General features: G+C 65.2%; 22 protein-coding genes. 12 read left to right on the plus strand and 10 right to left on the minus strand.

Annotated features, from left to right (window positions below; genetic code table 11):
• The first annotated feature begins 41 nt into the window (after positions 1-41).
• The 3 genes from ACFC25_RS03530 (at position 42) to ACFC25_RS03540 (ending at position 4955) form a co-directional block, all read left to right on the plus strand.
• The gene (locus ACFC25_RS03530) at positions 42-3257 is read left to right on the plus strand and encodes an efflux RND transporter permease subunit (RefSeq protein WP_376044054.1); all 3216 of its coding nucleotides are present in this window, start codon (positions 42-44) and stop codon (positions 3255-3257) included.
• A 127-nt stretch (positions 3258-3384) separates the two neighbouring features.
• On the plus strand, positions 3385-4494 hold the full coding sequence (locus ACFC25_RS03535) for an LLM class flavin-dependent oxidoreductase (protein WP_337345906.1): 1110 nt from the start codon (positions 3385-3387) through the stop codon (positions 4492-4494).
• Complete coding sequence (locus ACFC25_RS03540) at positions 4494-4955, plus strand: MarR family transcriptional regulator (protein ID WP_337345905.1); 462 nt, start codon at positions 4494-4496, stop codon at positions 4953-4955. The genes ACFC25_RS03535 and ACFC25_RS03540 overlap by 1 nt, the downstream gene beginning before the upstream one ends.
• Positions 4956-5007: 52 nt before the next feature.
• On the opposite strand, the gene ACFC25_RS03545 is transcribed toward ACFC25_RS03540, so the two are convergent.
• Entirely contained in the window at positions 5008-5814 is an 807-nt protein-coding gene (locus ACFC25_RS03545; RefSeq protein WP_376044056.1) for a transglutaminase family protein, read from the minus strand.
• A 70-nt stretch (positions 5815-5884) separates the two neighbouring features.
• Positions 5885-6682, minus strand: a complete 798-nt coding sequence (locus ACFC25_RS03550) for a hypothetical protein (protein WP_376044057.1) — start codon at positions 6680-6682, stop codon at positions 5885-5887.
• A gap of 68 nt (positions 6683-6750) precedes the next feature.
• Between ACFC25_RS03550 and ACFC25_RS03555 the strand changes: the two genes are divergently transcribed.
• Genes ACFC25_RS03555 through ACFC25_RS03565 form a run of 3 tightly spaced genes read left to right on the plus strand, consistent with a single transcriptional unit; the run spans position 6751 to position 8831 of the window.
• Positions 6751-7413 (plus strand): DUF1684 domain-containing protein, encoded by a 663-nt coding sequence (locus ACFC25_RS03555; protein ID WP_337345902.1) that lies wholly within the window; start codon positions 6751-6753, stop codon positions 7411-7413.
• A 57-nt stretch (positions 7414-7470) separates the two neighbouring features.
• Positions 7471-8310 (plus strand): fumarylacetoacetate hydrolase family protein, encoded by an 840-nt coding sequence (locus tag ACFC25_RS03560; RefSeq protein ID WP_376044059.1) that lies wholly within the window; start codon positions 7471-7473, stop codon positions 8308-8310.
• 17 nt (positions 8311-8327) lie between these two features.
• Positions 8328-8831, plus strand: coding sequence for a GtrA family protein (locus ACFC25_RS03565; RefSeq protein ID WP_337352149.1), 504 nt, complete (start codon positions 8328-8330; stop codon positions 8829-8831).
• Positions 8832-8932: 101 nt separating this feature from the next.
• On the opposite strand, the gene ACFC25_RS03570 is transcribed toward ACFC25_RS03565, so the two are convergent.
• From ACFC25_RS03570 to ACFC25_RS03595, 6 genes are all read right to left on the minus strand, one after another.
• Entirely contained in the window at positions 8933-10090 is a 1158-nt protein-coding gene (locus tag ACFC25_RS03570; protein ID WP_376044061.1) for a cysteine desulfurase family protein, read from the minus strand.
• A gap of 7 nt (positions 10091-10097) precedes the next feature.
• Positions 10098-10985: a carboxylating nicotinate-nucleotide diphosphorylase gene (nadC, locus tag ACFC25_RS03575; RefSeq protein WP_337345898.1), complete on the minus strand. Its 888-nt coding sequence runs from the start codon at positions 10983-10985 to the stop codon at positions 10098-10100.
• Positions 10978-12780, minus strand: a complete 1803-nt coding sequence (nadB, locus tag ACFC25_RS03580) for an L-aspartate oxidase (RefSeq protein ID WP_376044062.1) — start codon at positions 12778-12780, stop codon at positions 10978-10980. The genes nadC and nadB overlap by 8 nt, the downstream gene beginning before the upstream one ends.
• Positions 12780-14093, minus strand: a complete 1314-nt coding sequence (nadA, locus tag ACFC25_RS03585; RefSeq protein WP_376044064.1) for a quinolinate synthase NadA — start codon at positions 14091-14093, stop codon at positions 12780-12782. The genes nadB and nadA overlap by 1 nt, the downstream gene beginning before the upstream one ends.
• Positions 14090-14800 (minus strand): NUDIX domain-containing protein, encoded by a 711-nt coding sequence (locus ACFC25_RS03590; protein ID WP_337345895.1) that lies wholly within the window; start codon positions 14798-14800, stop codon positions 14090-14092. Before ACFC25_RS03590 ends, nadA begins: the two co-directional genes overlap by 4 nt.
• A 145-nt stretch (positions 14801-14945) precedes the next feature.
• Positions 14946-15428: an Lrp/AsnC family transcriptional regulator gene (locus ACFC25_RS03595; protein WP_337345894.1), complete on the minus strand. Its 483-nt coding sequence runs from the start codon at positions 15426-15428 to the stop codon at positions 14946-14948.
• A 175-nt stretch (positions 15429-15603) separates the two neighbouring features.
• Here ACFC25_RS03595 and ACFC25_RS03600 point away from each other — a divergent pair, with 175 nt between their 5' ends.
• The 6 genes from ACFC25_RS03600 (at position 15604) to ACFC25_RS03625 (ending at position 21209) form a co-directional block, all read left to right on the plus strand.
• On the plus strand, positions 15604-16983 hold the full coding sequence (locus tag ACFC25_RS03600; RefSeq protein WP_376044066.1) for an amino acid permease: 1380 nt from the start codon (positions 15604-15606) through the stop codon (positions 16981-16983).
• 190 nt (positions 16984-17173) lie between these two features.
• The gene (locus ACFC25_RS03605) at positions 17174-18211 is read left to right on the plus strand and encodes a thiamine pyrophosphate-dependent enzyme (RefSeq protein ID WP_376044067.1); all 1038 of its coding nucleotides are present in this window, start codon (positions 17174-17176) and stop codon (positions 18209-18211) included.
• Complete coding sequence (locus ACFC25_RS03610) at positions 18204-19256, plus strand: alpha-ketoacid dehydrogenase subunit beta (protein WP_376044069.1); 1053 nt, start codon at positions 18204-18206, stop codon at positions 19254-19256. Before ACFC25_RS03605 ends, ACFC25_RS03610 begins: the two co-directional genes overlap by 8 nt.
• Positions 19249-19578 (plus strand): biotin/lipoyl-containing protein, encoded by a 330-nt coding sequence (locus tag ACFC25_RS03615; RefSeq protein WP_337345891.1) that lies wholly within the window; start codon positions 19249-19251, stop codon positions 19576-19578. The genes ACFC25_RS03610 and ACFC25_RS03615 overlap by 8 nt, the downstream gene beginning before the upstream one ends.
• Before the next feature lie 4 nt (positions 19579-19582).
• On the plus strand, positions 19583-20410 hold the full coding sequence (locus tag ACFC25_RS03620; RefSeq protein ID WP_376044071.1) for an alpha/beta fold hydrolase: 828 nt from the start codon (positions 19583-19585) through the stop codon (positions 20408-20410).
• Between the two features lie 151 nt (positions 20411-20561).
• Positions 20562-21209 (plus strand): phosphoribosyltransferase, encoded by a 648-nt coding sequence (locus tag ACFC25_RS03625; protein WP_376044073.1) that lies wholly within the window; start codon positions 20562-20564, stop codon positions 21207-21209.
• Between the two features lie 89 nt (positions 21210-21298).
• Here ACFC25_RS03625 and ACFC25_RS03630 read toward each other — a convergent pair whose 3' ends face one another.
• Positions 21299-22630: an MFS transporter gene (locus ACFC25_RS03630; RefSeq protein ID WP_337345888.1), complete on the minus strand. Its 1332-nt coding sequence runs from the start codon at positions 22628-22630 to the stop codon at positions 21299-21301.
• A gap of 151 nt (positions 22631-22781) precedes the next feature.
• Positions 22782-24236, minus strand: a complete 1455-nt coding sequence (hpaB, locus tag ACFC25_RS03635; protein WP_376044075.1) for a 4-hydroxyphenylacetate 3-monooxygenase, oxygenase component — start codon at positions 24234-24236, stop codon at positions 22782-22784.
• Positions 24237-24286: the final 50 nt, after the last annotated feature.

A 24286-nucleotide genomic window follows, 5' to 3' on the forward strand; every position in this document is an offset into this window, starting at 1 on the left:
ATGTCCGTACCAGTCCGCCAACCCCTTCAGGAGACCATGCGATGTTCCGGCTGGCACAACTTTCACTGGCGAACCGGGCGCTGATCGCCCTGATCACCGTCTTCGCGTCGGTGTTCGGGGTGATCACCATGTCTTCGCTGAAGCAGGAACTGATTCCTTCCATCGAGTTCCCGCAGATCACAGTGCTGTCGGCGATGCCCGGGGCCTCGCCGGAGGTAGTGGACAAGCAGGTCAGCGAGCCGCTGGAGAAGGCGCTGAACGGCGTCGAAGGCCTGGAGTCAACGTCCTCAACGTCGCGCACGGGTGTCTCGCAGATCTCAATGACGTTCACGTACGGCTCCAACCTCGATCGTGCGCGGAACCAGATAGACCGGGCCATCTCCAACGCCAAACGCCAGCTGCCGGAGGACGTCCAGCCGCAGGCCATCGCCGGCAGCATCAGCGATTTCCCCATCTTGTTCCTGGCAGTCTCGTCGGACAAATCACTGAGCGAGCTTAATGCCGACCTGCAGCGGCTCAGCGTCCCACGGCTGCAGAAGATCGACGGCGTCCGCAGCGCCGATGTAACGGGCGGCGCCACCCAGCACATCCAGATCCTGCCACGCGCGGACGCCATGGTGTCCAGCGGAGCAACCATTCCGGCGATCCGCGATGCTTTGTCCAACAACGGGGCGCTTATTCCTGCCGGAACCATCGAGGAAGAGGGCAAGACCCTCTCCCTCCAGATCGGCAGTCCGGTGGACTCCCTCGACGCGATCAAAGCGCTGCCCCTTGCCGGCACGAAGGCGCCTGCCACGGTCGGCTCGGTGGCGGACGTGTCGCTCAAAGACGATGAACGGACGTCCATCTCCCGCACGGACGGCAAGGAAACGTTGGCGGTTGCCATCACCAAAAAGCCCGAAGGCGACACCGTCGCCATCTCCCACGCCGTGGCCGGCATCATCGGCGACCTTGAGGCGGAGCTGGGATCCAACGCCAAATTCACGCAGGTGTTCGACCAGGCACCCTTCATCGAGAAATCCATCAAGGACCTGACCACTGAGGGCCTGCTGGGCCTGGGCTTCGCCGTCGCCGTCATCCTGGTGTTCCTGATGTCCACGCGCTCTACGTTGGTCACAGCCGTGTCCATCCCGCTGTCGCTGCTCATCACCTTTATCGGGCTGTCCGCGACGGGCTACTCCCTGAACATCCTGACCTTGGGTGCCCTGACCATCGCCATCGGCCGCGTGGTGGACGACTCCATTGTGGTGATCGAGAACATCAAACGGCACCTCGCCTACGGTGAGGACAAGGTGACCGCCATCCTGACCGCCATCCGCGAAGTTGCCGGGGCGATTACCGCCTCAACGCTGACCACGGTGGCCGTCTTCCTTCCCATCGCGTTTGTTGGCGAACTCGCCGGCGAGCTTTTCCGCCCGTTCGCGCTCACCGTCACGATGGCATTGCTGGCCTCCCTGCTGGTGTCGCTGACCATTGTTCCCGTGCTCGCCTATTGGTTCCTGAAGTCGCCGTCGGCCGCTGTCCCCGGGTCCCCCGCCGCACGCGAAGCCGCCGCGGCCGTCCGGGCAAAGGCGCTGGAAGCCGAGCAGAGAAGCAGGCTGCAGCGTGGCTACCTGCCCATCCTGACCAAGACCCAGAAGCATCCGGTTGTCACACTGATCGCTGCTGGGTTGGTGCTTGTAGCAACGGGCGCCATGACACCGCTGCTGGCCACTGACCTGCTGGGCCAGTCCGGACAAAACAGCCTGACTGTGCGCCAGGTCCTGCCGGGCGGCACCAGCCTCTCCGAGACCAGTGCCGCCGCTGTCCGGGTGGAAGGAGTGCTGCGCGGCATTGAAGGCATTAAGACTGTTCAGGTCACTTCCGGCAATGCCCAGGCGGGCTTCGCCGCGTTAGTATCCTCCGGCGCCTCCAATTCGACCTTCACCGTGGTCACGGATGAGAAAGCGGACCAGGCGGAGCTGCAGGAGAAAGTCCGCACGCGGCTCGCTGACGTCCCCGACGCCGGCAAGATCTCCGTAGGCACGCAGCAGGGTGGCTTCGGCACATCGTCCACAGTGGACATCACCCTCCGCGCTGCCACGTCGGCCGACCTCCGCGCCGCCAGCGACGCGATGGTGGAAGCGATGAGCGGAGTACCGGGCACCAGCGAGGTGGCCACCAACCTGGCAGCGAGCCAAAACGTTGTCCAGGTCAAGGTTGACCGTGCGAAGGCCGTGGCCGCCGGACTGAACGAGCAACAGGTTGCCGGCGTGCTTGCCTCCACCATCAGCCCGGTCCCGGCAGGAACGGTGCGGATTGATACTGACGACTTCCCCGTGCAAATCGGCGAGGGGACCCGCTTCACCAGTGTCGAGGCCGTCCGCAACATCCCGCTTCCGGGCGGACGGGCCACCTTGGGCAGCATAGCCTCCGTGGAACAGGTCGAGGTTCCGATCTCCATCACCGCCAGCAATGGGCAACGGACGGCGAAAGTCTCCCTGACGCCGTCGGGATCCAACCTTGGCGCCGTGAGCGCCGAAGTCCAAACCCGCCTGGATGATGTTCAGCTGCCGGCCGGGGTCACGGCCACTTTGGGCGGGGCAACCACCCAGCAGGCAGAGTCCTTCCGGCAGCTCGGGCTGGCCCTGCTGGCCGCCATCGCCATTGTCTATGTGATCATGGTGGCCACCTTCAAATCCCTTGTTCAGCCACTCATCCTGCTTGTATCCGTCCCGTTCGCGGCCACCGGGGCCGTCGCGCTGCTGCTGGTAACCGGGGTGCCGCTGGGTCTTCCCTCCCTGATCGGCATGCTGATGCTGGTGGGAATTGTGGTGACCAACGCCATCGTGCTGATCGACCTGATCAACCAGTACCGGAAACCCGGTGACGGCCGGCCGGGGATGTCAGTGGCGGACGCCATCACCCACGGCGCCCGCCAGCGCCTGCGTCCCATCCTGATGACCGCATTGGCCACAGTTTTCGCTCTGACGCCCATGGCGCTGGGCCTGACAGGTGGCGGTGGCTTCATCTCCCAGCCGCTCGCCGTCGTGGTGATCGGCGGGCTGGTGTCATCCACCGCCCTCACGTTGGTCCTGGTCCCCGTCCTGTACCGGCTGGTGGAGGGGCGGCGCGAGAAGAAGGCACTGCTCCGGGCTCTTCATGAGCGTCCGGAGCTGGGCCCGGCAACCGACGTCGACGACGAGTTCCGCGACTGGACCACCGGAATGGTTCCCAAGGTCAGCGGCCGCCGCGCCGCACCTGGAGACCCTGCCTAAAACCGCCACGGACATCCAGGGAATAATCCCGCCCGGGAAGTGTTGTACCCGTCGATAGATGCATATGCATCTAAATCGGGTATAGTGGTGATAAGCCACCACGGACATCCAGAACGGAAGGCACATCATGCAGATCGGCGTATTCAGCGTCAGCGACATCACTACTGACCCCACCACGGGACAGACCCCCACGGAGAACGAGCGCATTAAGGCGTCCGTGGCGATCGCCAAAAAGGTCGAGGAAATCGGCATGGACGTGTACGCCATCGGCGAGCACCACAACCGGCCGTTCTTCTCCTCCTCCCCCACCACCACACTCGCCTACATCGCAGCACAGACCGAGCGGATCACGTTGTCCACGGCCACGACACTGATCACCACGAATGATCCGGTCAAGATAGCTGAAGACTTCGCGATGCTCCAGCACCTGGCCGACGGGCGCGTGGACCTGGTACTGGGCCGTGGCAACACAGCCCCGGTGTACCCCTGGTTTGGCAAGAACATCCAGGACGGCGTGGAACTGGCCATCGAGAACTACAGCCTGCTGCGCCGGCTCTGGGACGAGGACACGGTGAACTGGTCCGGAAAGTTCCGGACCCCGCTGCAGAATTTCACCTCCACACCCCGCCCGCTCGACGGCGTCGCCCCCTTCGTCTGGCACGGCTCCATCCGCACACCCCAGATCGCCGAGGTCGCCGCGTACTACGGTGACGGGTTCTTCGCGAACAACATCTTCTGGCCGAAGGAGCACTACCAGCAGCTCATTGGCCTGTACCGCGAACGCTACGAGCACTACGGCCACGGCAAGGCGGACCAGGCGATCGTGGGGCTGGGCGGCCAGTTCTTTATGCGGAAGAACTCCCAGGATGCCGTCAAGGAGTTCCGGCCGTACTTCGACAACGCGCCGGTCTACGGTCACGGCCCGTCGCTGGAGGACTTCACCTCGCAGACTCCGCTCACCGTGGGCAGCCCCCAGGAAGTCATCGAGAAGACCCTGACGTTCCGTGAGTACTTCGGCGATTACCAGCGCCAGCTGTTCCTGATCGACCATGCCGGCCTGCCGCTGAAGACCGTGCTCGAACAGCTTGACCTGTTCGGTGAGGAGGTCCTGCCGGTCCTGCGCAAGGAGTACGCAGCCCTCAAGCCCGCGCACGTCCCGGACCCGCCCACGCATGCCGGCCGGGTTGCCACGCTGCTGGCTGCGCAGAGCACCGAGACAAGTCCTTCGGAGGCGTGATGGCAACCGACGGCGAATCACCGGTCCGGCTGGCCGCCGAGACCTGGGAGTCCCTGTTCCGGGCCCAGGTGGCGGTCATGCGCAAGCTCCAGGCCGGGCCCGCCTTCAGGAAGGTGGCGCTGAACGAGTACGACGTCCTGTTCACGCTTTCCCGCTGTCCGTCCGGTTGGCTGAGGCTTAACGAGCTCAACGACAACGTCCTGCTCAGCCAGTCCAGCCTCAGCAGGCTGGTGGAGCGGCTGGAAAAGCGCGGACTGGTGGCACGGATGCCGGCCCCGGACGACGGCCGGGGGGTGCTGCTGAAGCTGACCGAAGCCGGCGCAGAGCTGCAGAAGGACATTGGCCGGGAACACGTCCGGGATATCTCCGGGCTCCTGGGGCCGGCCCTGACCGCGGCGGAGCAGAAGGAACTGAAGCGGCTCACCGAGAAGCTGCGCCATTCGGTAGGCGCACGCCACTAACAGTGATTCCGAGGACCCGGCGCCACTTGACGCGGTGCCGGGTCCCGGTCCGCTAGCGCAGCACCACGAGCTTGCCTGGATCCTCAACCGGCAGGCTGCCGTTCACGACGGCGGTGACGCTCATCTGGTTCAGGGTGAGGCTGCCGCCGACCGTGGAGAGGAATGCGGTATCGGCGGAATCGCGGCCGGCCGTAATCCTGAGCATCGATTCCCGCGGGGCCAGCCCCGTGGGGTCGATGACGTGCCACGCACCGTTGATGTGGCCCTCGGCCACAGCGTGGAAATCCATCGGGCTCAGTCCCGGTGCATAGACAGCCGTCAACCGCGCGGGGATGTCCTTGGACCGCAGCAGGGCGATGGCAAGGTGGGCGAAGTCCCGGCAGACTCCCCGGCGGTGCAGGAGGGTTTCCACCGCACCGTCGGTCCCGCGCGAGGATCCGCTGATGTACCTTAGTTCGCCGTAAACCCAGTTCCGCACGGCCTGCAGGAGTTCCTCGCCGTGGAGTCCGCCGAATTCGGCATAGGCGGTAGGCAGGAGCCGGTCCGACTCGGCGTAACGGCTGGGGCGCACGTAGCGGATAAGGTCCTCCAGCGGCGCGTCCTCCGGAGTGGCCTGGCCGCCCACCGAGGCCGAATACTCAACAGTCACCTCGGCCGGGTCCGGGAATTCCATGTAGTGGATCCTGCCGCCGTGGTGGTCTGACAGTTCCGTCAGCGCCACCTGCGCCCCGTCCGCCGTAACTGACAGGGATTCCTCAAAGGAGGTGTAGCCGGGGTTCCTGGCCACTGTTATGGCCAGCGCAACCTTGGTGTCGGCTACGGTCCTGAAAACCAGGCGTGCGGAAACAGAGCGGTCCATGGATCTCCGGGGTGTGTGGAAGCGGCTGGCCAGTCTCCACTCGGCCCGGCAGGGTGGGCCGGCGGCAGGACTAGTTCTTGATCTCCAGAGACATTAGCATCCGTTGGACGTTAGCGAATTCGGTCCCCTCGTCCACGTACTTGGCCGCCTGGTCGAGGGTGTCAAAGGCCTTGGCCGGTGCAACCTTTTCATCAGGCGCGAACGCCTTGAGCACCGGCAGGTCCCCGAAGGAGTAATCGCCCTTGCCAGCCGGGCCGCGGACCACGTTGCGCAGTTCGCACGCCTGGCCGTCGGCGCCGCCCACAATGTTCGTGATCCCGAAGGACCCGAAATACCGGTAGCCCTGGATCACCCTGAACACCACGTGCGGGGCGATGGTCCCTTCGCCTGTCAGCGCCGGAAGGTCCACGGGCAGGCTGCTGATCACGGTGTAGGGCCGGCGCGCAGCTTCCGCGCATTCAGGGGCCGACGGCGGCAGTCCCGTCCGCAGCGCCGCAACAACGGTACCGTCCGGCTTCTTTACCTCCACCTTCAGTGCACCGGCCAGCGTCCCTTCCTCAGGGGTCACAGACTGTGCGATCCATTCCTCCGGCAACTCAAAGCTCACTTTCTTGCCGGCATCCGCGAAGGTCTTCCATGCAGCTGACGTTGCCGCCGCCCCAGGCGACGGGGAGCCGGACTCCTGGGTCGCCGTCGGATCGCCCGACGGCGTGACCGTCCCGGTAGGGGAAGAAGTTGACGGGGACGCCTCCGGCTCCGCGGTCCAGGACGGCTGAGCCTGGCCTGGCGCGTTGCACCCGGCGGCCAGACCGCCGCCCACCAGCAGAGCCATGATCCGAAACCCAAACACTGTCCTCTTGCGCGTCATGCAGCCAGCGTAGCGCCGGGTGCCGCCGCCGCGACGGAAGCGCGCTCCGAGGCACTAGGCTGGTGGCTATGGCGGAAGAGCAGTATGGCGTGGCGGATGACAGCCCGGCGGACATCTCCGCCATCGACATTGCAGATTGGCGCCTGCGGACGTTCGCTTTGTATGAAATGGTCCGGAAGATTTCGGTAGAGAGCCCTGCGGAGGCCCATTCGTATTGGCGGCACGAACGCGACCGGATGTTCGCCACGCATCCCGCATCTGCTTTGACAGCCCAGGACAAGGCACGCTTCTCAGGGCTCAGGACGGCAGACTACGATCCCATCTACCGATTCCATGTGCCGCTGACGCTGGAGGGCGCCGGCCGGGAAATGTCAGTGGAAACCGCCACGGATGGCGTCATCAATTTTGTCCGGCTGGGAACGTTCGACCTTCCGGAGATGGGGCAGCTCGCCGTGTGGAAGCTTGTGGGGTACGGCGGCGGCATCTTTGTACCGTTCCGTGACGCAACGGCAGGTCAGCCCGGAGGCAGTTACGGTGCAGGACGCTACCTGATCGACACCATCAAGGGCGCTTTCCACGGTGTTCACGGCAGCGGACCCGGTGCGGAATTCGTCCTTGACTTCAATTTCGCATACAACCCTTCCTGCGCCTACAACGAGGCGTGGGCGTGCCCATTGGCCGGCCCCTCGAACCGCCTCGCCGTCGAGATCCCGGCCGGCGAACTGTACTGACCTGACTGTCCAGCAAGCAGGCGCCTGCCGCCGTCGCACATCTCTCAAGGAATGCCCATGACCCAGCTGCGACTTGCCCGAGTCCGTCCGGCCTCCCCCGCCACACCAGGCGAGCAGTTCTTTGTAGCCAACAGTGCTGCCGACTTCGCCAGCGATGCCGGAGCCACCTGGACGGTGGTGGACACTCCCTTCCCGGGTTCCCCGGCGAATGCGTCGAGCACTCCGCGCCCCGGATGGGAGCCCGGAGACCGGGTGCACCAGGAGGGCTTCGAGTTCCTTGCGCCCAGCGTCCCGGCCAATGTGCTGGGCATGGCCCACAACACGGGCAGTGCGGGCCGTGAGCTGCCCCCGCAGGCATTCCACAAAGCCGCCACCAGCGTGATCGGCCCCGGCGACGCCATCGAGCTGGCAACGGATGCCGGCCACGTAGACCCCGAAGCGGAGCTGGCCATCGTCATCGGCCGCAAGGTGCGGGGACTGACTCCGGACAATGCGCGCGCCGCAGTGCTGGGATTCACTATCGGCAACGACGTGACCTCCCGGGACCTGCAAAACTCGGACGAGCTCTGGATCAGCGCCAAAAGCCAGGACACCTTCACGCCTGTGGGACCGTGGATCGTTACCGCGTTGGACGACGCCGATGCAGCCATCAGCATCGTCCACAACGGCGAGGCACTGGGAGCCGCCAGCAGCGCGGACCTGGGCTGGAAGGTTGACGAGATACTCGTCTACCTCACATCCTTCATGACCCTGCACCCGGGAGACCTGGTCCTTACCGGCTTCCCGGCAGAGTGCGCGCCCATCGCTCCCGGCGATACGGTCACCTGCCGGGTGGAGGGCATTGGCGAACTCACCAACCCTGTGAAGGCAGCGCCTTGGGAGGGTTCCGCGGCCTGATGTGTCAGGCTTGACCCATGGAATCCCCTGCTGCGCCCGCCGCCCCGCAGACGCAGCAGCCGGGCGTTCACGAAGGCCGTCGGGCTCCCGCCACCAGGCATTACCGGGGGATTCTACGGTTCCCGGTCGTCCGCCAACTCATCCGCTTCACCGGAGTGGGCATCGTCTGCACGGCCGCTTCGCTGGGGCTCTATGCCCTGTTACGCCCCTGGCTGGGCCCACAGCTGGCCAATGCCGCAGCGCTGGTCGCCACGTCTTTGCTGAACACGGCCATGAACCGCAGGCTGACGTTCAAAATCACCGGGCAACGCCGGATGGCTCGGGACCACCTGAACGGTCTCATCGTTATTGCGGTAGCCCTGTTCATCACGGGCAGCAGCCTGGGCGTCCTGCATTGGCTGAAACCGGAGGCAAGCGTTGCCGACGAACTCTGGACCACCACGCTGTCCGGTTTCCTGGCGACGGCCGTCAGGTTCACCATGCTCCGGCACTGGATTTTCCGCCGCGCCCGGCACATCTGACGCTTTCCCTGAACCGCGTCGCGCCCTGGCGACTAAGTAGCAGCAAATGTCGTTTTCAGCGGTCAAAACGACATCTGCTGCTACTTAGTTGGGGGCGGAGCCTAGGCCCGGCCCAGGGTCCGGACGCTCGCGACGGCGGCCAGCACGGCTTGGGCAGCGGCCTCCAGGTCCGCGGCACTGACGGATGAGGCAAAACTGAACCGCACCGCCGTCTGCGCCACCTCGGCAGGGATGCCCAGCGCGGTCAGGACCGTCGACGGCGCGTCCGAGCCGGCAGCGCACGCCGAACCGCTGGAACACACCACGCCCTGCCGTTCCAGTTCGAGAAGGACGGACTCCCCGCTGGTACCGGGGAAACAGAATGACGCCACGGAAGGCAGGCGTTTGGTGGGATGGCCAGTCAGGACGGCCCCCGGCACGCCGTCGAGCACAGCGCCGACGAAGCCGTCACGCAGCCCTGCCACGCGCTCCTCAAGGCCGACCTGGTCCCGTTGGGCCAGAGTGAGGGCTGTGGCCAGCCCCACGGCTCCGGCCACGTTCTCGGTGCCCGAGCGGCGTCCGCGTTCCTGTCCGCCGCCGTGGACCAGCGGCTCAATCCGGGTCCGGCCTCGGACGTAAAGCACGCCGCAGCCCTTCGGCGCCCCGAGCTTATGGCCTGAAATGCTCAGTGCGTCCACCCCCAGCCCTTTGACGTCCAGGGGAAGCCAGCCTGCGGCCTGGACAGCGTCAGTGTGGAACGGGATGCCGTGTGCCCGTGCCAGGGCTGCCAAATCTGCAATCGGCTGGACGGTACCCACTTCATTATTGGCGTACATCACGCTGACCAAAGCGGTCTCAGGGCCGAGCACGGCGGCGAGCGCCTCGGGCGTGACCAGTCCCGTCGCATCAACGGGAACCACGTCGACGGCGAACCCGTGGAACCGCTCAAGGTAGCGTGCCGACTCCTCCACGGCTGGATGTTCGATGGCGCTGACCACCACACGGTTGAGCCGGGGATCCGAGGCCTGCCGTGCCAGGGCTATCCCCTTCACGGCAAGGTTGTCCGCCTCGGTACCGCCCGAGGTAAAAGTCACCTCCCCGGCCCGGCAGCCCAGGACACTGGCGACGGCGGCACGGGCGTCCGCGAGCGCCGCGGCGGCAGCTTCGCCCAGTGAATGATGGCTGGAGGGGTTGCCAAATTCTCCGGTAAGGTAAGGCCACATCGCATCGAGCACCTCGCGGCGGACCGGGGTGGTGGCGGCGGCGTCGAGGAAAATCACGATGCACTCATCCGACGCTTAGCTCAACATCCAGGCCCAGGTCCAGCGCCGCCACACTGTGGGTCAGCCCTCCAATGGATATGACATCCACGCCCGTGGCGGCAATTCCGGCCACCGTCTGCAGGTTGACGTTCCCACTTGCCTCAACGCGTGCACGGCCGCCCACCAGTGCCACACCGGCACGCAGTTCTTCCACAGTGAAGTTGTCCAGCATGATTGTGTCCACCCCTGCTGCCAGGACCGGCTCGATCTGGTCGATGCTGTCCACTTCCACTTCGAAATGTGTGGTGTGGCCGAGCTGGGCTTTGGCTGCCGCCAGGAGCACGGTCAGCTTGGCAGGATCGCCGCCGGTCATGACCGCCAGGTGGTTGTCTTTGGCCAAGACGGCGTCCGACAGGCTGTATCGGTGGTTCGCCCCTCCCCCGCACCGGACGGCAAAGCGTTCCAGGACACGCAGCCCGGGGGTGGTTTTCCTTGTATCGGTGATCCGGGCAGTGGTGCCCTCCGTGAGTTTCACGAATTCTGCCGTTTTGGTGGCAATGGCGGACATGCGCTGCACCAGGTTGAGGGCGACTCGTTCTGCGAGCAGCACAGAGCGTGCCCGGCCGCTGACCCGGGCAAGGTGCGTTCCGGCGTCGAACGTGTCACCGTCGGCGAGCAGGAGCTCGACGTCGGTATCCGGGTCGATGAGCAGCATGGCGTCCCGGAACACGGTGGCGCCGCTGAAGACGCCGGGGACACGCGCGTTCAGGACGGCAGTTGCCTTGGCTTCGGCTGGGATCAGCAGTTGCGAGGTGATGTCACCGGCAGGGGCGTCCTCGGCGAACGCCCGCTCCAGGATCTCCCGCACCGGCGCAGTGGGGAGGGCCAGGTCAAACACCGTGGATTCAGTCATGGACGAGGCTCGCTTTCGGGCGGGTGTAGGTCTCTTCAAGTTCTTCGTGCAGGTCGGCGGCTTCGGCAGGGCTGTCGCTGCGGTAGTGGGCGCCCAGGGATTCGGTGCGCTCCCGCGCCGCAGCCACGAGCAGCCGGGCGGCAAGCAACAGGTTGGCGTCCTCGTGCGCCCGCGGGTCCCCGTCACGGGGAACCACCTCAGGACGCACGACGCCGGCCCAAGCCTCCAGTAAGCCCCCCGCCTCCTCAAGGAGCACGCCATTCCGAAGCACCCCGGCCTTGGCAGTCATCAACCGCCGCAGCGCGTCCCGCGAAAACGGCTCTGGCTCGGGCACGACAGTCCCCCACTCAGACGCGTCGGCCGGAAGCATTTCCCGACCAGCACCCAAACTGGACTGTTCAAGGTCGCCTGAGGGTGCTCCGGAAGCGTGCGTCAAGGGGAGGCCGCCAGCGGCCGAGACAGCACGCGGAGGAGTGCCGTCAGGCGACTCCCAAGGAGGCACGGCAGCGCTGCCCCCAAGAAACGCCTCAACAGCACGCCGGCCAAAGACAAGACCCTCCAGGAGTGAGTTGCTGGCGAGCCGGTTCGCACCCTGGACGCCCGTGCAGGCAACTTCACCGGCGGCATAAAGCCCGGCAACTGAGGTTCTGGCGTGGAGGTCGGTGGCGACGCCGCCCATCCAGTAGTGCGCCGCCGGGGCCACGGGTACAAGCTCGCGGGTCCAGTCGACGCCGGCTTCGCTGGTGCGCTGGCTGAGGGTTGGGAACCGTCGTGCGAGGAATCCTGCACCCTTGGCAGCCTCGATGACGGTTGCGTCAAGGTAAACGTGGCCGTTGGGATCCCCGAGCTTGGCCAGGTGGAGGGCGATGCTGCGGGACACGACGTCCCGGGGCGCCAGTTCGGCGTCCGGATGGTATTCGGGCATAAAGCGCCTGCCCAGGGCGTCCAGCAGGATGGCGCCTTCCCCGCGGACGGCCTCCGAGATCAACAGCGGGTCCGAGTCCGCAGGGCTTTGGGTCCGGGCCGGAACCAGGCAGGTGGGGTGGAACTGGAAAAATTCAAGGTCAGCCACGGCAGCGCCTGCACGCCATGCGAGGGCCAGTCCGTCGGCGGTTGCAACAGCGGGGTTGGTGGTTTGGGCAAACAGTTGGCCGGCGCCGCCCGTCGCCAGCAGAACAGCGTCTCCCTGCACGCTCAGGCTCCGGCCACCGTGGAGGTACCTGACACCGCACACGGTGTGGCCGTCCATCATCAGTTCGGTTGCCAGAGCCTGCCCGACAATCCTGATCTTTCCTGTTCCCTGCTGCGACAGCACGGAGTTGATGAGGGCGTGGACCACCCCCGCGCCGGTGGCATCGCCGCCGGCGTGGAGGATCCGTGGAGCGGAATGGGCGGCTTCGAGGCCAAGGGAGGGCCCGCCGTCGTGATCCTGGTCGAAACGCACACCGAACCGCACCAGGCCTGCGATGTCCCTGCGCGCCTCAGTGCAGAGCACGCGCACAGCTTCGACATTGCAGTGCCCGGCACCTGCGGTCAGGGTGTCTGCGATGTGGGAAGCAACGGTGTCGCCCGGCGCAGGTTCGTCCAGCACCGCTGAGATCCCGCCCTGCGCGTAGAACGTATTGCTGTCTGCGAGCGCACCCTTGGTCAGCACTACTACATCGACGCCCGCGTCCGCTGCCAGGAGGGCAGCGTACAGGCCGGCGATGCCGCTTCCGACGACGATCAGCTTCTGCGGGGCAGAGCTGCGGTCGGCAGCGGCCGGGGTCTGTCCGACGGCTGGGATGGCGGTCATTACGGCCTGGCGGCGAGCATACGCTCGAGCGCTGTCCTGGCGTTCGCCTGCACGGCGTCCGCGACGGTGATGCGGTTGACCACCCGGCCGGCCACAAGCTCCTCCAGAACCCAGGCGAGGTAGCCAGGGTGGATCCGGTACATCGTGGAGCAGGGGCAGATCACCGGATCGAGGCAGAAGATGGTGTGCTGGGGGTATTCGGCGGCGAGCCGGTTGACCATGTTGATTTCGGTGCCGATGGCGAACGTGGTGGGTTCGGTAGCCGCAGCGATGGCCTTTTTGATGAAGTCGGTGGACCCGGCGGAGTCGGCTGCGTCCACGACTTCCATGGGGCACTCGGGGTGGACAATGACGTTGACGCCGGGGAAGTCGATCCTGGCCTTCTCGATCTGGGCCACGTTGAAGCGCTTGTGGACCGAGCAGAATCCGTGCCAGAGGATGACACGGGAATCCAGCAGGGCCAGTTCGTCGTTGCCGCCGAGTTCCTTGCGGGGGTTCCACATGGGCATCTGCTCAAGCGGTACGCCCATGGCCTTGGCAGTGTTGCGGCCCAGGTGCTGGTCCGGGAAGAACAGGACGCGCTGGCCGCGTTCGAAGGCCCATTCCAGGACGGTGCGGGCGTTGGAGGACGTGCAGACGATGCCGCCGTGCTCGCCGCAGAAAGCCTTCAGGGCTGCGGAGGAATTCATGTAGGTGACGGGGATGACCGGTACGCGGCCGTCGGCGTCGGGCTCGGTGCCGAAAATTTCCTCAAGCTGTTCCCAGCATTCTTCGACGGAGTCCGTGTCCGCCATGTCAGCCATGGAGCAGCCGGCTGCCAGGTTCGGCAGGATGACGGCCTGCTCGGGCCGGGACAACGTGTCCGCGGTTTCCGCCATGAAGTGCACACCGCAGAAAATGATTGCCTCGGCGTCGGGCCTGGTCAGCGCGGCGTTGGCCAGCTGGAAGGAGTCACCCACGAAGTCGGCGTACTGGATGACCTCGTCGCGCTGGTAGAAGTGCCCCAGGATCACGGCACGGTCCCCCAGCGTGGCTTTCGCCGCGCGGATCCGCTGGTCGAGTTCGGCGTCGGTGGCCAGCTTGTATTCTTCGGGCAGCTGACCCTGGCGGGGCGTAGCGGCGGGGGCAACGTCGGCGCTGGATGCTCCCGGGCCGTAGGCGGGCACACCGGCCAGGGCCTCGGCGAGATCGTAGTCCCAGGGCCCCTTGGCGAGTGCCGGGCTGCACGTTGATTTGCCTGCGGACGCGGTGCGTGCGGCGCTTTCGGCCTGTTCGCGCGTGATCAGCTGGATTGCTGTGTTGACGCTGCTCATGGGGTGCTCCTGTTATCTGGGTCAAGGCCGGGGCGGCCGGTGAAGCGGTAGAGGCGGGGCGGGCGGTGTTTTCCGCCCTGAAGGTATTCGCCGGTTTCTTCAATCTCCGGCGTGGAGATGATCTGGCGGCGGAAGTTGGCCGGGTCCAGTTGGCGGTCCAGGACCGCTTCGTAGACTTCCCTGACTTGGGCCAGCGTGAAGTACTCACCCAGGAAGTGGTAGGCAATTGAGCCGTACGCCAGCTTGTTCCGCAACCGCCAGAGGGCGTAGTCGACGATGGCGTTGTGGTCGAAGGCCAGGTCGCCGAGCCGGTCGGCGCGGAACCACCTGACGTTTTCGGATTCGTCGGCGAGGGCGGCCTCGGTTGGCTGTACCAGGGCCCAGTAGACGATGGAGACAACACGCTGGGTTGGAGAGCGGTGCAGACCGCCAAACGCGTAGAGCTGCTCCAAGTAGCTCGGCGCCAGGCCGGTGGTTTCCTGCAGGTTGCGCGACGCCGCGTCCTGCAAGGATTCCGAATGGGTCAGCGGCCCCCCGGGCAGTGCCCACAGCCCTTTGAATGGTTCACGGATGCGGCGGACCAGCGGGATCCACAAAGTGGGGCGCCCGGACTTCTCACTGGGGCGGAGGGCGAAAATGACCGTGGAAATGGCGAGCGACGGCGGCGCGGTACGGCGTTCGGCCACATTGGCTGCGCTGGTGTACATGCTTTCCACCCACTCTCTCCACGGTAGTTAAAGTCATAATGACTAGAACTGATTCTAAGGCCAGCGGGGCGCTTATCAAAATGTTTCGCAACTTGGACCCACGCGGGGTCCGCAGCCCGCAGGGTCCGCAGCCCGTCTGGTCGTCTTATCGGGCCGGGGCGGTCGAAGCCGCCGCTTCCAGCAAGTTGAGCGTCCGCCCTTGGAAGTGCGTGTTGAGGACTATTACCGAGGAGGCGCGGAGGATCGTCTTCGTGGCAATCATGGCATCGAGCACTCGCTGGAGATCCGGGTTGGAGCGCGCGGCGATCCTTGCCATCAGGTCCGAGCTCCCCGAAACCGTGTGGATTTCAATGAGCTCGGGTATCGCAGCCAGCGCTTCCGCTACCGCGTCATGGCCGAGGTCCTGATTGATGGTCAGGGAGCAGAAGGCCACCACCGGGAAGCCAAAGCTGGCGGGATCGGGCTGCGGCACCCAGGAACTGATCACCCCTGCCTCCGTCATCCTGTCCAGCCTCGATTGGATCGTCGCGCGGGCCACGCCCAGCACCCTGGAGGCCTCGAGCACCGACGCCCGCGGCGAGTCAGTGAAGAATCGGACAATTTTGGCGTCTAAGGCGTCCACGTTCATACAATTTTCCTTCTGGGGCCAGCGGAAAAAGGCAACCTGTGAGCCCCTTGCCGTGATGACTAATCAAACTGAGTCCATGATGGCACGACGGCCGCACGCTGGCCGGCGGGCGAGGCGGTAAATTCGAGTGGTCCCACGAGGACCACCACCTACACCCCAAGAAGGTTCAAAAGGCATGACAATGAAGTCCGCGCACGTGCGGCCGGAAACCCACCTCGGCCACACCATGAAACCCCGCCAGCTCACCATGATGGGGCTGGGAAGCGCGATTGGCGCCGGCCTCTTCCTGGGCTCCGGCGCAGGAGTCCAGGCTGCCGGGCCTGCCGTCCTTGTTTCATACCTGGTGGCCGGGACGCTCATCATCCTCGTCATGTGGGCGCTGGGGGAAATGGCTGCCGCCAACCCCACAAGCGGCGCGTTCTCGGTGTACGCCGAACGCGCACTGGGGAAGACAGCGGGCGCTACCGTGGGATGGCTGTGGTGGCTGCAGCTCGTCGTCGTGATTGCCGCCGAAGCCCTGGGCGCGGCAGGGCTCCTCTTCTCGGTCTGGCCGATCATCCCCGTGTGGGCCCTTGCATTGATCTTCATGATTGTGTTCACCACCATCAACCTCGCCGGAGTCAAGAACTTCGGCGAGTTCGAGTTCTGGTTCGCCATCCTTAAAGTCGCCGCGATCGTGCTCTTCCTGGTGGTCGGCGCCAGCCTGCTGCTGGGCCTCCTTCCCGACGTCACATCGCCGGGGCTGGCCAACATCACAACAGACTTCGCTCCGGCGGGCCTCGGCGGAGTGGCCACCGCCCTGTTTGTGGTGATCTTCGCCTTCGGTGGCACGGAGATCGTTTCCGTTGCCGCAGCCGAGACCGAGGACCCCGAACACAGCGTGGGCAAGGCCATCCGGACGGTGGTGTGGCGGATCCTGGTCTTCTACATCGGCTCGGTTTTTGTTATTGCAGCAGTGTTGCCTGCCACCTCAGAGGGCCTCGCGTCGCCATTCGCGGGCGTTCTCGATGCCGCCCGGATCCCGGGTGCCGGCACGGCAATCACGCTGGTGGCCGTCGTCGCGCTTCTCTCCGCCCTGAATGCCAACCTCTACGGCGCCTCCCGGATGGTCTACTCGCTGTCCGAACGCGCCGAGGCACCACGCTTCCTGTCCCGGCTGAGCAGGGCGAGCGTGCCCGCGCTCGCTGTTGGCGTCTCCGTGGCCTTTGGTTTTGCCGCAACGGTGCTGGAGCTCTTGTTCCCTGAACGCATCCTCCCGGCCCTCTTCCAGCTGGTGGGGTCCACCTGCCTGGTGGTGTGGGGCACGGCCCTTGTCTCGCAGCTCATCCTGCGCCGCAGGGCAGACCGTGACGGGATTGCGCTGCCCTTGCGAATGAAAGGCTATCCGGGATTGACCATCCTCGGACTGGTTCTCCTGGGCCTGATCTTCGCCGTCGGCTTCAGTGCGGAAAGCAGCCGTGCACAGCTGCTCAGCACGTTCGCCCTGGTGGCCTGCCTCGCCGCGGCCTGCCGGATCGGCGCCCGGCTCTCCAGCCGCGAACGGCAGCCCAAGTAGGTAGCACTAAATGTCGTTATGGACGCTCATAACGACACTTACTGCTACCCAGTTGGGCGGGCCGACGGGAGCGCCGCAACATGAGCAAGTTGCTAGGCAACATGGTCAACAGGGCGGCAACTTTTGGCAGTTTGGTCAGTGGAATGTGAGCTGATTGTTTAGGCTTTCGACGGTGACTAGGGTCACAGGCATGGGCACTCTTCCTCCACCGCCTCCCGGTGAACCCGCTGCGCCGTTGACCCCGGACGAACTCCGCGAGCTGTACTCCCTCATGGTCACGGTCAGGCACTTGGACACATCCGCCGTCGCGTGGCAGCGGCAAGGGATCATCCCCGGCTATGCCCCCGAACTGGGCCAGGAAGCAGCCCAGGTGGGAAGCGGGTACGCCGTGGACCTGTCCCGCGACTTCGTGTTTCCCACGTACCGCGAAATGGGCGTTGCCCGTGCCATGGGGGTGGATATGGTCTCCTACATGGCCACGCACAAGGCCACCTGGCACGGCGGCCTATACAACCCGCTCGAATCCCGGCTTGCCCCGATCCAGGCAGTGGTGGCCGGCTCCGTGCTTCACGCCGTCGGCTGGGCCCACGGCCAGACCCTGGATCACAAGGACGGCGTGGCCCTGAGCTACTTCGGGGACGGCGCCTCATCCCAGGGCGACGTCCACGAGGCCATGAACTTCGCGGCGGTCCTGAAGGCGCCGGTGGTGTTCTTCGTCCAGAACAACGGCTGGGCCATTTCAGTCCCTACCGAACGGCAGGTGGCGGGCGGCTCCGTGGCCGCCCGGGCGGATGGTTATGGCATCCCCGCCAGCCAGGTCGACGGGAACGACGTCGTGGCAGTAGTGGACGCGACGCGGAAGGCGCTGGCGAACTGCCGTGCCGGCAACGGCCCTGTCCTCATCGAAGCCATGACATACCGCCGCGGCCCGCACTCCACGTCCGATGACCCCGGCCGCTATCGCTCACTTCAGGAAGAGCACGACGACGCCGGCCAGGACCCGCTGGAACGGTTCCGTCAGGTCCTGCTCACCAGGGGGATCGCCGGCGAGGCATTTTTCGCCACAGCCCTCGCCAAGGCCAAAGCGGAAGAAGAGATGGTCCGCTCAGGCCTTCAGGCGCTGCAACCACGCCCTGGCAGCGAAATGTTCGATCTGGTGTTCCAGGAAACCACACCTGCCCTGCAGGCCCAGGCTGCCAACTGGCGGGAGGAGTCGGAGCATGTCTAACTCCATCCTTGAAAGCGAGGCCTCCATGGGTCAGGGAAATCCAGGACACGAAGTTGTGCAGTTGTCCATGCAACAGTCCCTGAACCGGGCCCTTCACGAGATCCTCGCGGACAACCCCAGGGCAGTCGTCTTTGGCGAAGACTGCGGCCGGCTCGGCGGAGTCTTCCGAATCACGGACGGTCTCCAGGCCAAGCACGGCGAGCAGCGGGTCTTTGACACGCCGCTGGCGGAATCAGGCATCCTGGGCATGTCCGTGGGCCTGGCCATGGCTGGTTTCCATCCCATCCCCGAGGTGCAGTTCGACGGCTTCGCCTACCCGGCGGTCAACCAGATCGTCTGTCAGATCGCCCGGCTGAATTACCGCAGCCGCGGCACCTTGCCGATGCCCATCACCCTGCGCGTTCCCAGCTTCGGCGGGATCCGCGCCCCCGAACATCACGGCGAATCCCTCGAGGCGCTGTTCGCCCACGTTCCCGGCCTGAAGGTGGTGTCTCCGTCGAACCCGCACGAGGCCTACCACCTGCTCAAGTACGCAGCCACGCGGCCGGACCCGGTGATCTTTATGGAGCCGAAGTCCCGCTATTGGCAAAAGGGCGAGGTTGATATCGCCAATGCCGAGGCCGACGGCGGCTCTCCCGACGCTGCGAAGGTCATGAGGCCAGGCAGGCACCTCACCCTGGTCGCCTGGGGTGCGATGGTGGCACGCTGCCTGCAGGTGGCGGAACTGGCGGCTGAGGACGGCGTGGACATCGAAGTCCTGGATTTGCGCTGGCTCAAGCCCATCGACGCGCCAGCTTTGGTGGCATCCGTAGCGAAGACGCGGCGCGCCGTCGTCGTCCATGAAGCACCGCTGACTTCCGGCCTCGGCGCGGAGGTGGCGCAACTGATCACGCAGGGCTGCTTTGACACGCTCAAGGCGCCCGTGGAACGGGTAACCGGTTTCGACGTGCCGTACCCTTCCGGCGACCTCGAAGACGAATACATCCCCAATGTCGACCGGATCCTCAACGGGATCCAACGCGTATTGGAGTACCGCCGTGGCTGAAATCTCGTTCCCGCTCCCCGACTTGGGCGAGGGCCTCATTGAAGCAACCGTGCTCGAATGGCTGGTTTCCCCCGGTGACCACGTGGAGCGGAACCAGCCGCTGGTGGAAGTCGAAACCAGCAAATCCGCTGTTGAACTGCCCAGTCCGCAGGCAGGTAAAGTGGTGCGTACCTTCGGTGGGGCAGGTGACAGGATCAATGTCGGCGACCCCCTGATCGTGTTCGAGGTGCCGGATAACACCGCCGGAATTGTTGGCACGGTCCCGAAGGACGAGGCACCGAAGCGCCGGGTCCGCCTGAGCGCCGTACTTGATGAGGACTGACACCATGAGCGGCAGGCACACAGGCGAGATGCATTCCCACACCGTTGAGGGCACCGATCCCCAGCTGTACGTGCGGGTGCACGATCCCGCGCAGGACGCCGGACTCCGGCCCATCCTGCTGCTCCACGGATTTTCCTCCTCGAGCAAGCTCAATTGGGAGGACACCGGGTGGGTGCCGGCCCTGCTGGAGGCGGGCCGGCGTGTCATCACCGTGGACCTGCCGGGACACGGCCGCAGCGGCGCCCCGGAGGACCGGGATTCCTACTCCCCCAGCCGCATCCGCGCTGACCTGCTCCAGATCGCGTTCGACGCCGGCGTCCGGCCATTGCACGACGGCGACCCTGCCAGCGGGATGGACGTTGTGGGCTACTCGCTGGGCTCCAGGCTCGCCTGGGAATTCGGCGCCACCCAGCCCGAGATCGTCCACCGGTTGGTCTTGGGCGGTCCGAACGTCGCGGACCCGCTGGCCGCTTTCGACCTCGTGGCGGCCCAGCGATACCTTGCAGACGGGACTCCCATCGCGGACGAGTCCACCGCGGGGCTGCTCAAGATGGCCATGCTGCTGCCCAGCAACAACATTTTTGCCCTGCTTTCCTTGGTTGAAGCGATCAAGGACGAGCCCTACGATCCTGCCGAGGCCGTCCCGCACATGCCCATGCTCCTGGTTGCCGGCGACAAGGATGAGCGCGCCGCAACCATGCCGCAACTGGCCGAGCTGGCCAGGACGGCAGGTTCCATGGCCGAGCAACTGCTGCTTCCGGGCAGAAACCACACCAACGCCATTACCAGCAGGGCCTTCAAGCAGGGCGCCATAGACTTCCTGGCGGTTTGACCCGCAGGGGTTTCATAACTCCCGTCCGCACCACGTCCGAAGGCTGCTGAATGCTTGTGGCCTGCCGGGTTGGAACGGGCCGGTACTTCCCGGTGCTGCCACCGCAGACGGTAGGCTGGAAGCGGGGCGGAGTCAGCCGGGAGAGGGAACAATGAGCACGCGTTTTGAAGACCGCACGGATGCCGGTGAGCGTCTGGCTGCGGTGCTGACGCAGTTCCGGGAACGTCCCGACGCGATTGTCCTGGGGCTCGCCCGCGGCGGAATCCCGGTTGCGGCGGCCGCGGCGAAGGCCCTGTACCTGCCGCTCGGTGCCGTGCTGGTCCGGAAGCTCGGAATCCCGGGCCATGACGAGACCGCGTACGGAGCCCTGGCGTGGTCAGACGGGCGCGTTGTGCGCCTGCTCAACAGGCCCCTCATGTCCCGCGTCCTGGAACATGGCGTCCGGCAGGAGTGGCTGGATGAAGTGGAGCAGAGGGAGCGCGCAGAGCTTCTCCGACGGGTTGAAACCTACCCGGCCATCAAGCATGACCTCAAGGGAAAAACGGTCCTGCTGGTCGACGACGGCCTCGCGACTGGAGCCACGATGAGGGCGGCGGTCGAAGCGGTCCGTTCCGGCGGCGCAGCCCACGTGGTGGCCGCGGCGCCCGTCGGTTCAGTGGAGGCGGAGGCTACCGTGTCCGCCGTCTGTGATGCTGTCCTCTGCCTGCACCTGCCGGGCAAGTTCCGCGCCGTGGGAAGCTTCTACCGCCATTTCGAGCAGCTGACGGACGAGGACGCCATCAGCCAGCTGGAGCAATAGCCCGCCGGCCTTCACGACAGGGACGGCAGGCACGGAACCCTTCGGTCCGTGCCTGCCATCGAAAGATCCGCTGATGCGGCGCCTTCTCCCTAGTGGTGGCTGATTCCCAGGGGGCGGCCCTTGGTCTCCTTGGCAAGCAGGACGCCGACGGCCGAGATCACGCACAGGATCATGATGTAGATACCGATCGAGCCGGTCCACTTGGTGCTCAGCAGCAGCGACTCCGCGATGGTGGCAGCGAACGCTCCGCCGAGGATGGCACCGAAAGCGTAGCCAATGGAGATGCCCGAGTAGCGCACGTTGGCCGGGAACATTTCGGCATACATGGCGGACATCGGACCGTAGGACAGTCCGAGCCCGATGGTCAGGACAAACAATGCCACGCCGTAGAGCATGATGTCCTTCGTGTCGATCAGCGCGAACATCGGGATCATCCACGCAAAGACGATGCCATAACCAATCAGGAAGGTCTTGACCCGGCCGATCCGGTCAGACAGCCAGCCGCCGACCAGGGTGAAGATCAGCCATCCGAAGGACGCCAGCGTGGTGGCCAGCAGGACCTGCGGGGTGGGCATCTTCAGGATCCTTGTGGCGTAGGAGATGAAGAAGGCAATCAGCAGGTAGCCGGCGGCGTTGTTGCCGATGAAGATCATGGTGGAGTACAGGACAGCCTTCTTGTGCTTCCGAATGAGTTCGCCGAGGGGTGCCTTGCTCGCTTCCTTGCGGGCAGCCATCTCCTTGAAGACCGGGCTCTCGGCCACGGCCCGGCGGATCAGGTATCCGACCACGATCAGGACGATGGACAGCAGGAACGGCACCCGCCAGCCCCAGGCGGCGAAGTCCTCCTTGGACATGCTGCTGTTGAGGAAGAACAGCAGACCGGTGGCCAGGATCATGCCCACGGGAACACCAATCTGCGGATAGGCGCCGAACAGGCCGCGCTTGTTCAGCGGTGCGTGTTCGACCGCCATCAGCGCGGCACCGCCCCATTCCCCGCCCGCCGAGAAGCCCTGGATAATGCGCAGGGTGATCAGCAGGATCGGTGCCCAGACGCCGATCTGGGCATACGTGGGCAGCATGCCGATCAGCGCCGTCGCGGCACCCATCATGACGAGGGTGAACACCAGCATCGCCTTGCGGCCGAGGCGGTCACCGAGGTGGCCGGCGACGACAGCGCCCAGGGGCCGGAACAGGAAGCTGATGCCGATCAGGGCAAACGACAGGATCTGCGCCAGTCCGGGGTTGGAATCGTTCAGCGGCGCCAGGAACAGCGGGGATAGCAGCGTCCCCGTCAACTGGGCAAAGATGAAGAAGTCGTACCACTCGATGGTGGTGCCTACGAGGGTCCCGGCCAGGACCTTGCGTTCTTCCCTCCGGGTGCTGGGGCCGGCAAGTGAATCCACCAAAGAAGGTGTGGTCATTGAAACTCCATTGTTTAAGGCAGGGGTGCTGCCAGGTGAAACGCCTTCATGATTACCGACAGAACGGTCAGTTAGTTAGTAGCGTACTACGAATATGTGAGGGAAAACACGCCCCTCGCAGATATTTCGACAGATGGCGGGATCGGATGCATCAGTCTTCCCTCGTCAGGAACTCCCTCACCCTCGCCCGGACCGGCCCGCGGTCGTAGGAACTGACCAGGGCGCCGGCCATCCGCACGGGGTCCCCAAAGAAGAAGTACTCATAAAGCGCCTGCCGGCCCGAGAACGACGAGACGCTCGCGTCAAACGCCAGCTTGAACAACCTCACGCGCTCCGGGCCGGTAAGAGTCTTGGCCTGCAAGTAGAGGTCTATGTCCGGCCGCGCTTCCCCGGCGACGTCAGCTTCGCCGGGAAGGGCCATCAGGCCGGACGCCGAAAGCTTCCGGATGATTTGGGGAAAGCGCTGGGCCACTTTGGGATACCAGTTCCGGGCGGCATTCAACGTAGACCACTTGGGCAGCATCACGCCGTCGTCGTTCAACGCCGCTTCAGCCTCCGCTGCCGTCATCAGCGCCTTGCCGATCTCAACGGTCTGGATCAGCTCGGCGAGATCCTCCTGGATGTGCTGGAAGCCGTCGATGCCGATCGAATCCGCGATTTCGGAGGCGAGGCCAAGATAGAACTCACTCTTGGCAATCGTGCGCGTGACCACCTGGTGCGTCATGAGTGCGGCGGCTCCGGTTTCGGAATAGAAAACGTTGCAGAGTTCCGGATGCCCAAGCATGAAAATCCGCTCGTTAGGGATAAAGACGTCGTGAAAGACCACGACGGCGTCCGTCTCCTCGAAGCGGCTGGCCAGCGGTTCGTCGTGCCTGCTTCCACCGTGGAACAGCGAGGTGCGGCACAGGTACCGGACGCCTTCGGCGTCGTTCGGGACCGCGAAGGCGTAGGAGTACGGGGCATCCTCGGGGGTTCCGCGAAGGATCGTCGAAGGGAACACCAGCAGTTCGTCGGCGATCGGGGCGATCGTGGCCAGCATCCGGGCACCCCGAACCACGATGCCGTCCTTGCGCTCTTCAACGACGCGGGCGGAAAGCTGGCCGCCGAGCTGCTCAGAGCCTGAGACGGAGCGATTGGCCTGCGGAGGGATCAGGGTGTGGGTGGCGAGCAGGTCGTTTTCACGGCAGTGCTCGTAGTAGTTGCGGATGTTTTGGCCGAACATCGGATCCACCCGCGCGAACCACTTTTCGGAGGCCGCGAGCGCCGTCAGGGCACTGTTCATGTAATCGCCGGTGCGGCCCAGGAACCCGTTGGAGTACTCCGCCCACGTCCTGGTGGCAGCCCGCCGGTGGGCCAGGTCCTCCCTTGTCCGCGGGATCAGGAAGGAAGCGCTGACCGTGTCACCGGAGGTGGGCGAGACATAGGTCAGCGCAGCGGCGTGCTGCGGCTCGTGCTGCATGTCAAAGAGCCGGGCGTACGTGCGGGCCACGTTGGCGAAAGACGGATGCTCTGCGATGTTCCCGGTGACCATCTCGCCGTCGATCATTACTTGCGGCGTCATGGAATTGAGCTTGTCCAGGTATTGCTGGCCGGTGCGGATGCCCATCGTGTTTTCTCCGTTCGTCGTTGAACTGCCAAGTGCTGGTCCTGTGGCGG

It is taken from the genome of Pseudarthrobacter sp. NPDC055928 (genome assembly GCF_042270935.1).
In the GTDB taxonomy this organism is placed as follows: domain Bacteria; phylum Actinomycetota; class Actinomycetes; order Actinomycetales; family Micrococcaceae; genus Arthrobacter.

Excerpts from the sequence above, each read along its gene's own strand:
- ACFC25_RS03530 (WP_376044054.1), top strand. The coding sequence starts at position 42 with ATGTTCCGGCTGGCACAACTTTCACTGGCGAACCGGGCGCTGATCGCC.
- ACFC25_RS03535 (WP_337345906.1), top strand. The coding sequence starts at position 3,385 with ATGCAGATCGGCGTATTCAGCGTCAGCGACATCACTACTGACCCCACC.
- ACFC25_RS03540 (WP_337345905.1), top strand. The coding sequence starts at position 4,494 with ATGGCAACCGACGGCGAATCACCGGTCCGGCTGGCCGCCGAGACCTGG.
- ACFC25_RS03545 (WP_376044056.1), bottom strand. The coding sequence starts at position 5,814 with ATGGACCGCTCTGTTTCCGCACGCCTGGTTTTCAGGACCGTAGCCGAC.
- ACFC25_RS03550 (WP_376044057.1), bottom strand. The coding sequence starts at position 6,682 with ATGACGCGCAAGAGGACAGTGTTTGGGTTTCGGATCATGGCTCTGCTG.
- ACFC25_RS03555 (WP_337345902.1), top strand. The coding sequence starts at position 6,751 with ATGGCGGAAGAGCAGTATGGCGTGGCGGATGACAGCCCGGCGGACATC.
- ACFC25_RS03560 (WP_376044059.1), top strand. The coding sequence starts at position 7,471 with ATGACCCAGCTGCGACTTGCCCGAGTCCGTCCGGCCTCCCCCGCCACA.
- ACFC25_RS03565 (WP_337352149.1), top strand. The coding sequence starts at position 8,328 with ATGGAATCCCCTGCTGCGCCCGCCGCCCCGCAGACGCAGCAGCCGGGC.
- nadC (WP_337345898.1), bottom strand. The coding sequence starts at position 10,985 with ATGACTGAATCCACGGTGTTTGACCTGGCCCTCCCCACTGCGCCGGTG.
- nadB (WP_376044062.1), bottom strand. The coding sequence starts at position 12,780 with ATGACCGCCATCCCAGCCGTCGGACAGACCCCGGCCGCTGCCGACCGC.
- nadA (WP_376044064.1), bottom strand. The coding sequence starts at position 14,093 with ATGAGCAGCGTCAACACAGCAATCCAGCTGATCACGCGCGAACAGGCC.
- ACFC25_RS03590 (WP_337345895.1), bottom strand. The coding sequence starts at position 14,800 with ATGTACACCAGCGCAGCCAATGTGGCCGAACGCCGTACCGCGCCGCCG.
- ACFC25_RS03595 (WP_337345894.1), bottom strand. The coding sequence starts at position 15,428 with ATGAACGTGGACGCCTTAGACGCCAAAATTGTCCGATTCTTCACTGAC.
- ACFC25_RS03600 (WP_376044066.1), top strand. The coding sequence starts at position 15,604 with ATGACAATGAAGTCCGCGCACGTGCGGCCGGAAACCCACCTCGGCCAC.
- ACFC25_RS03605 (WP_376044067.1), top strand. The coding sequence starts at position 17,174 with ATGGGCACTCTTCCTCCACCGCCTCCCGGTGAACCCGCTGCGCCGTTG.
- ACFC25_RS03610 (WP_376044069.1), top strand. The coding sequence starts at position 18,204 with ATGTCTAACTCCATCCTTGAAAGCGAGGCCTCCATGGGTCAGGGAAAT.
- ACFC25_RS03620 (WP_376044071.1), top strand. The coding sequence starts at position 19,583 with ATGAGCGGCAGGCACACAGGCGAGATGCATTCCCACACCGTTGAGGGC.
- ACFC25_RS03625 (WP_376044073.1), top strand. The coding sequence starts at position 20,562 with ATGAGCACGCGTTTTGAAGACCGCACGGATGCCGGTGAGCGTCTGGCT.
- ACFC25_RS03630 (WP_337345888.1), bottom strand. The coding sequence starts at position 22,630 with ATGACCACACCTTCTTTGGTGGATTCACTTGCCGGCCCCAGCACCCGG.
- hpaB (WP_376044075.1), bottom strand. The coding sequence starts at position 24,236 with ATGGGCATCCGCACCGGCCAGCAATACCTGGACAAGCTCAATTCCATG.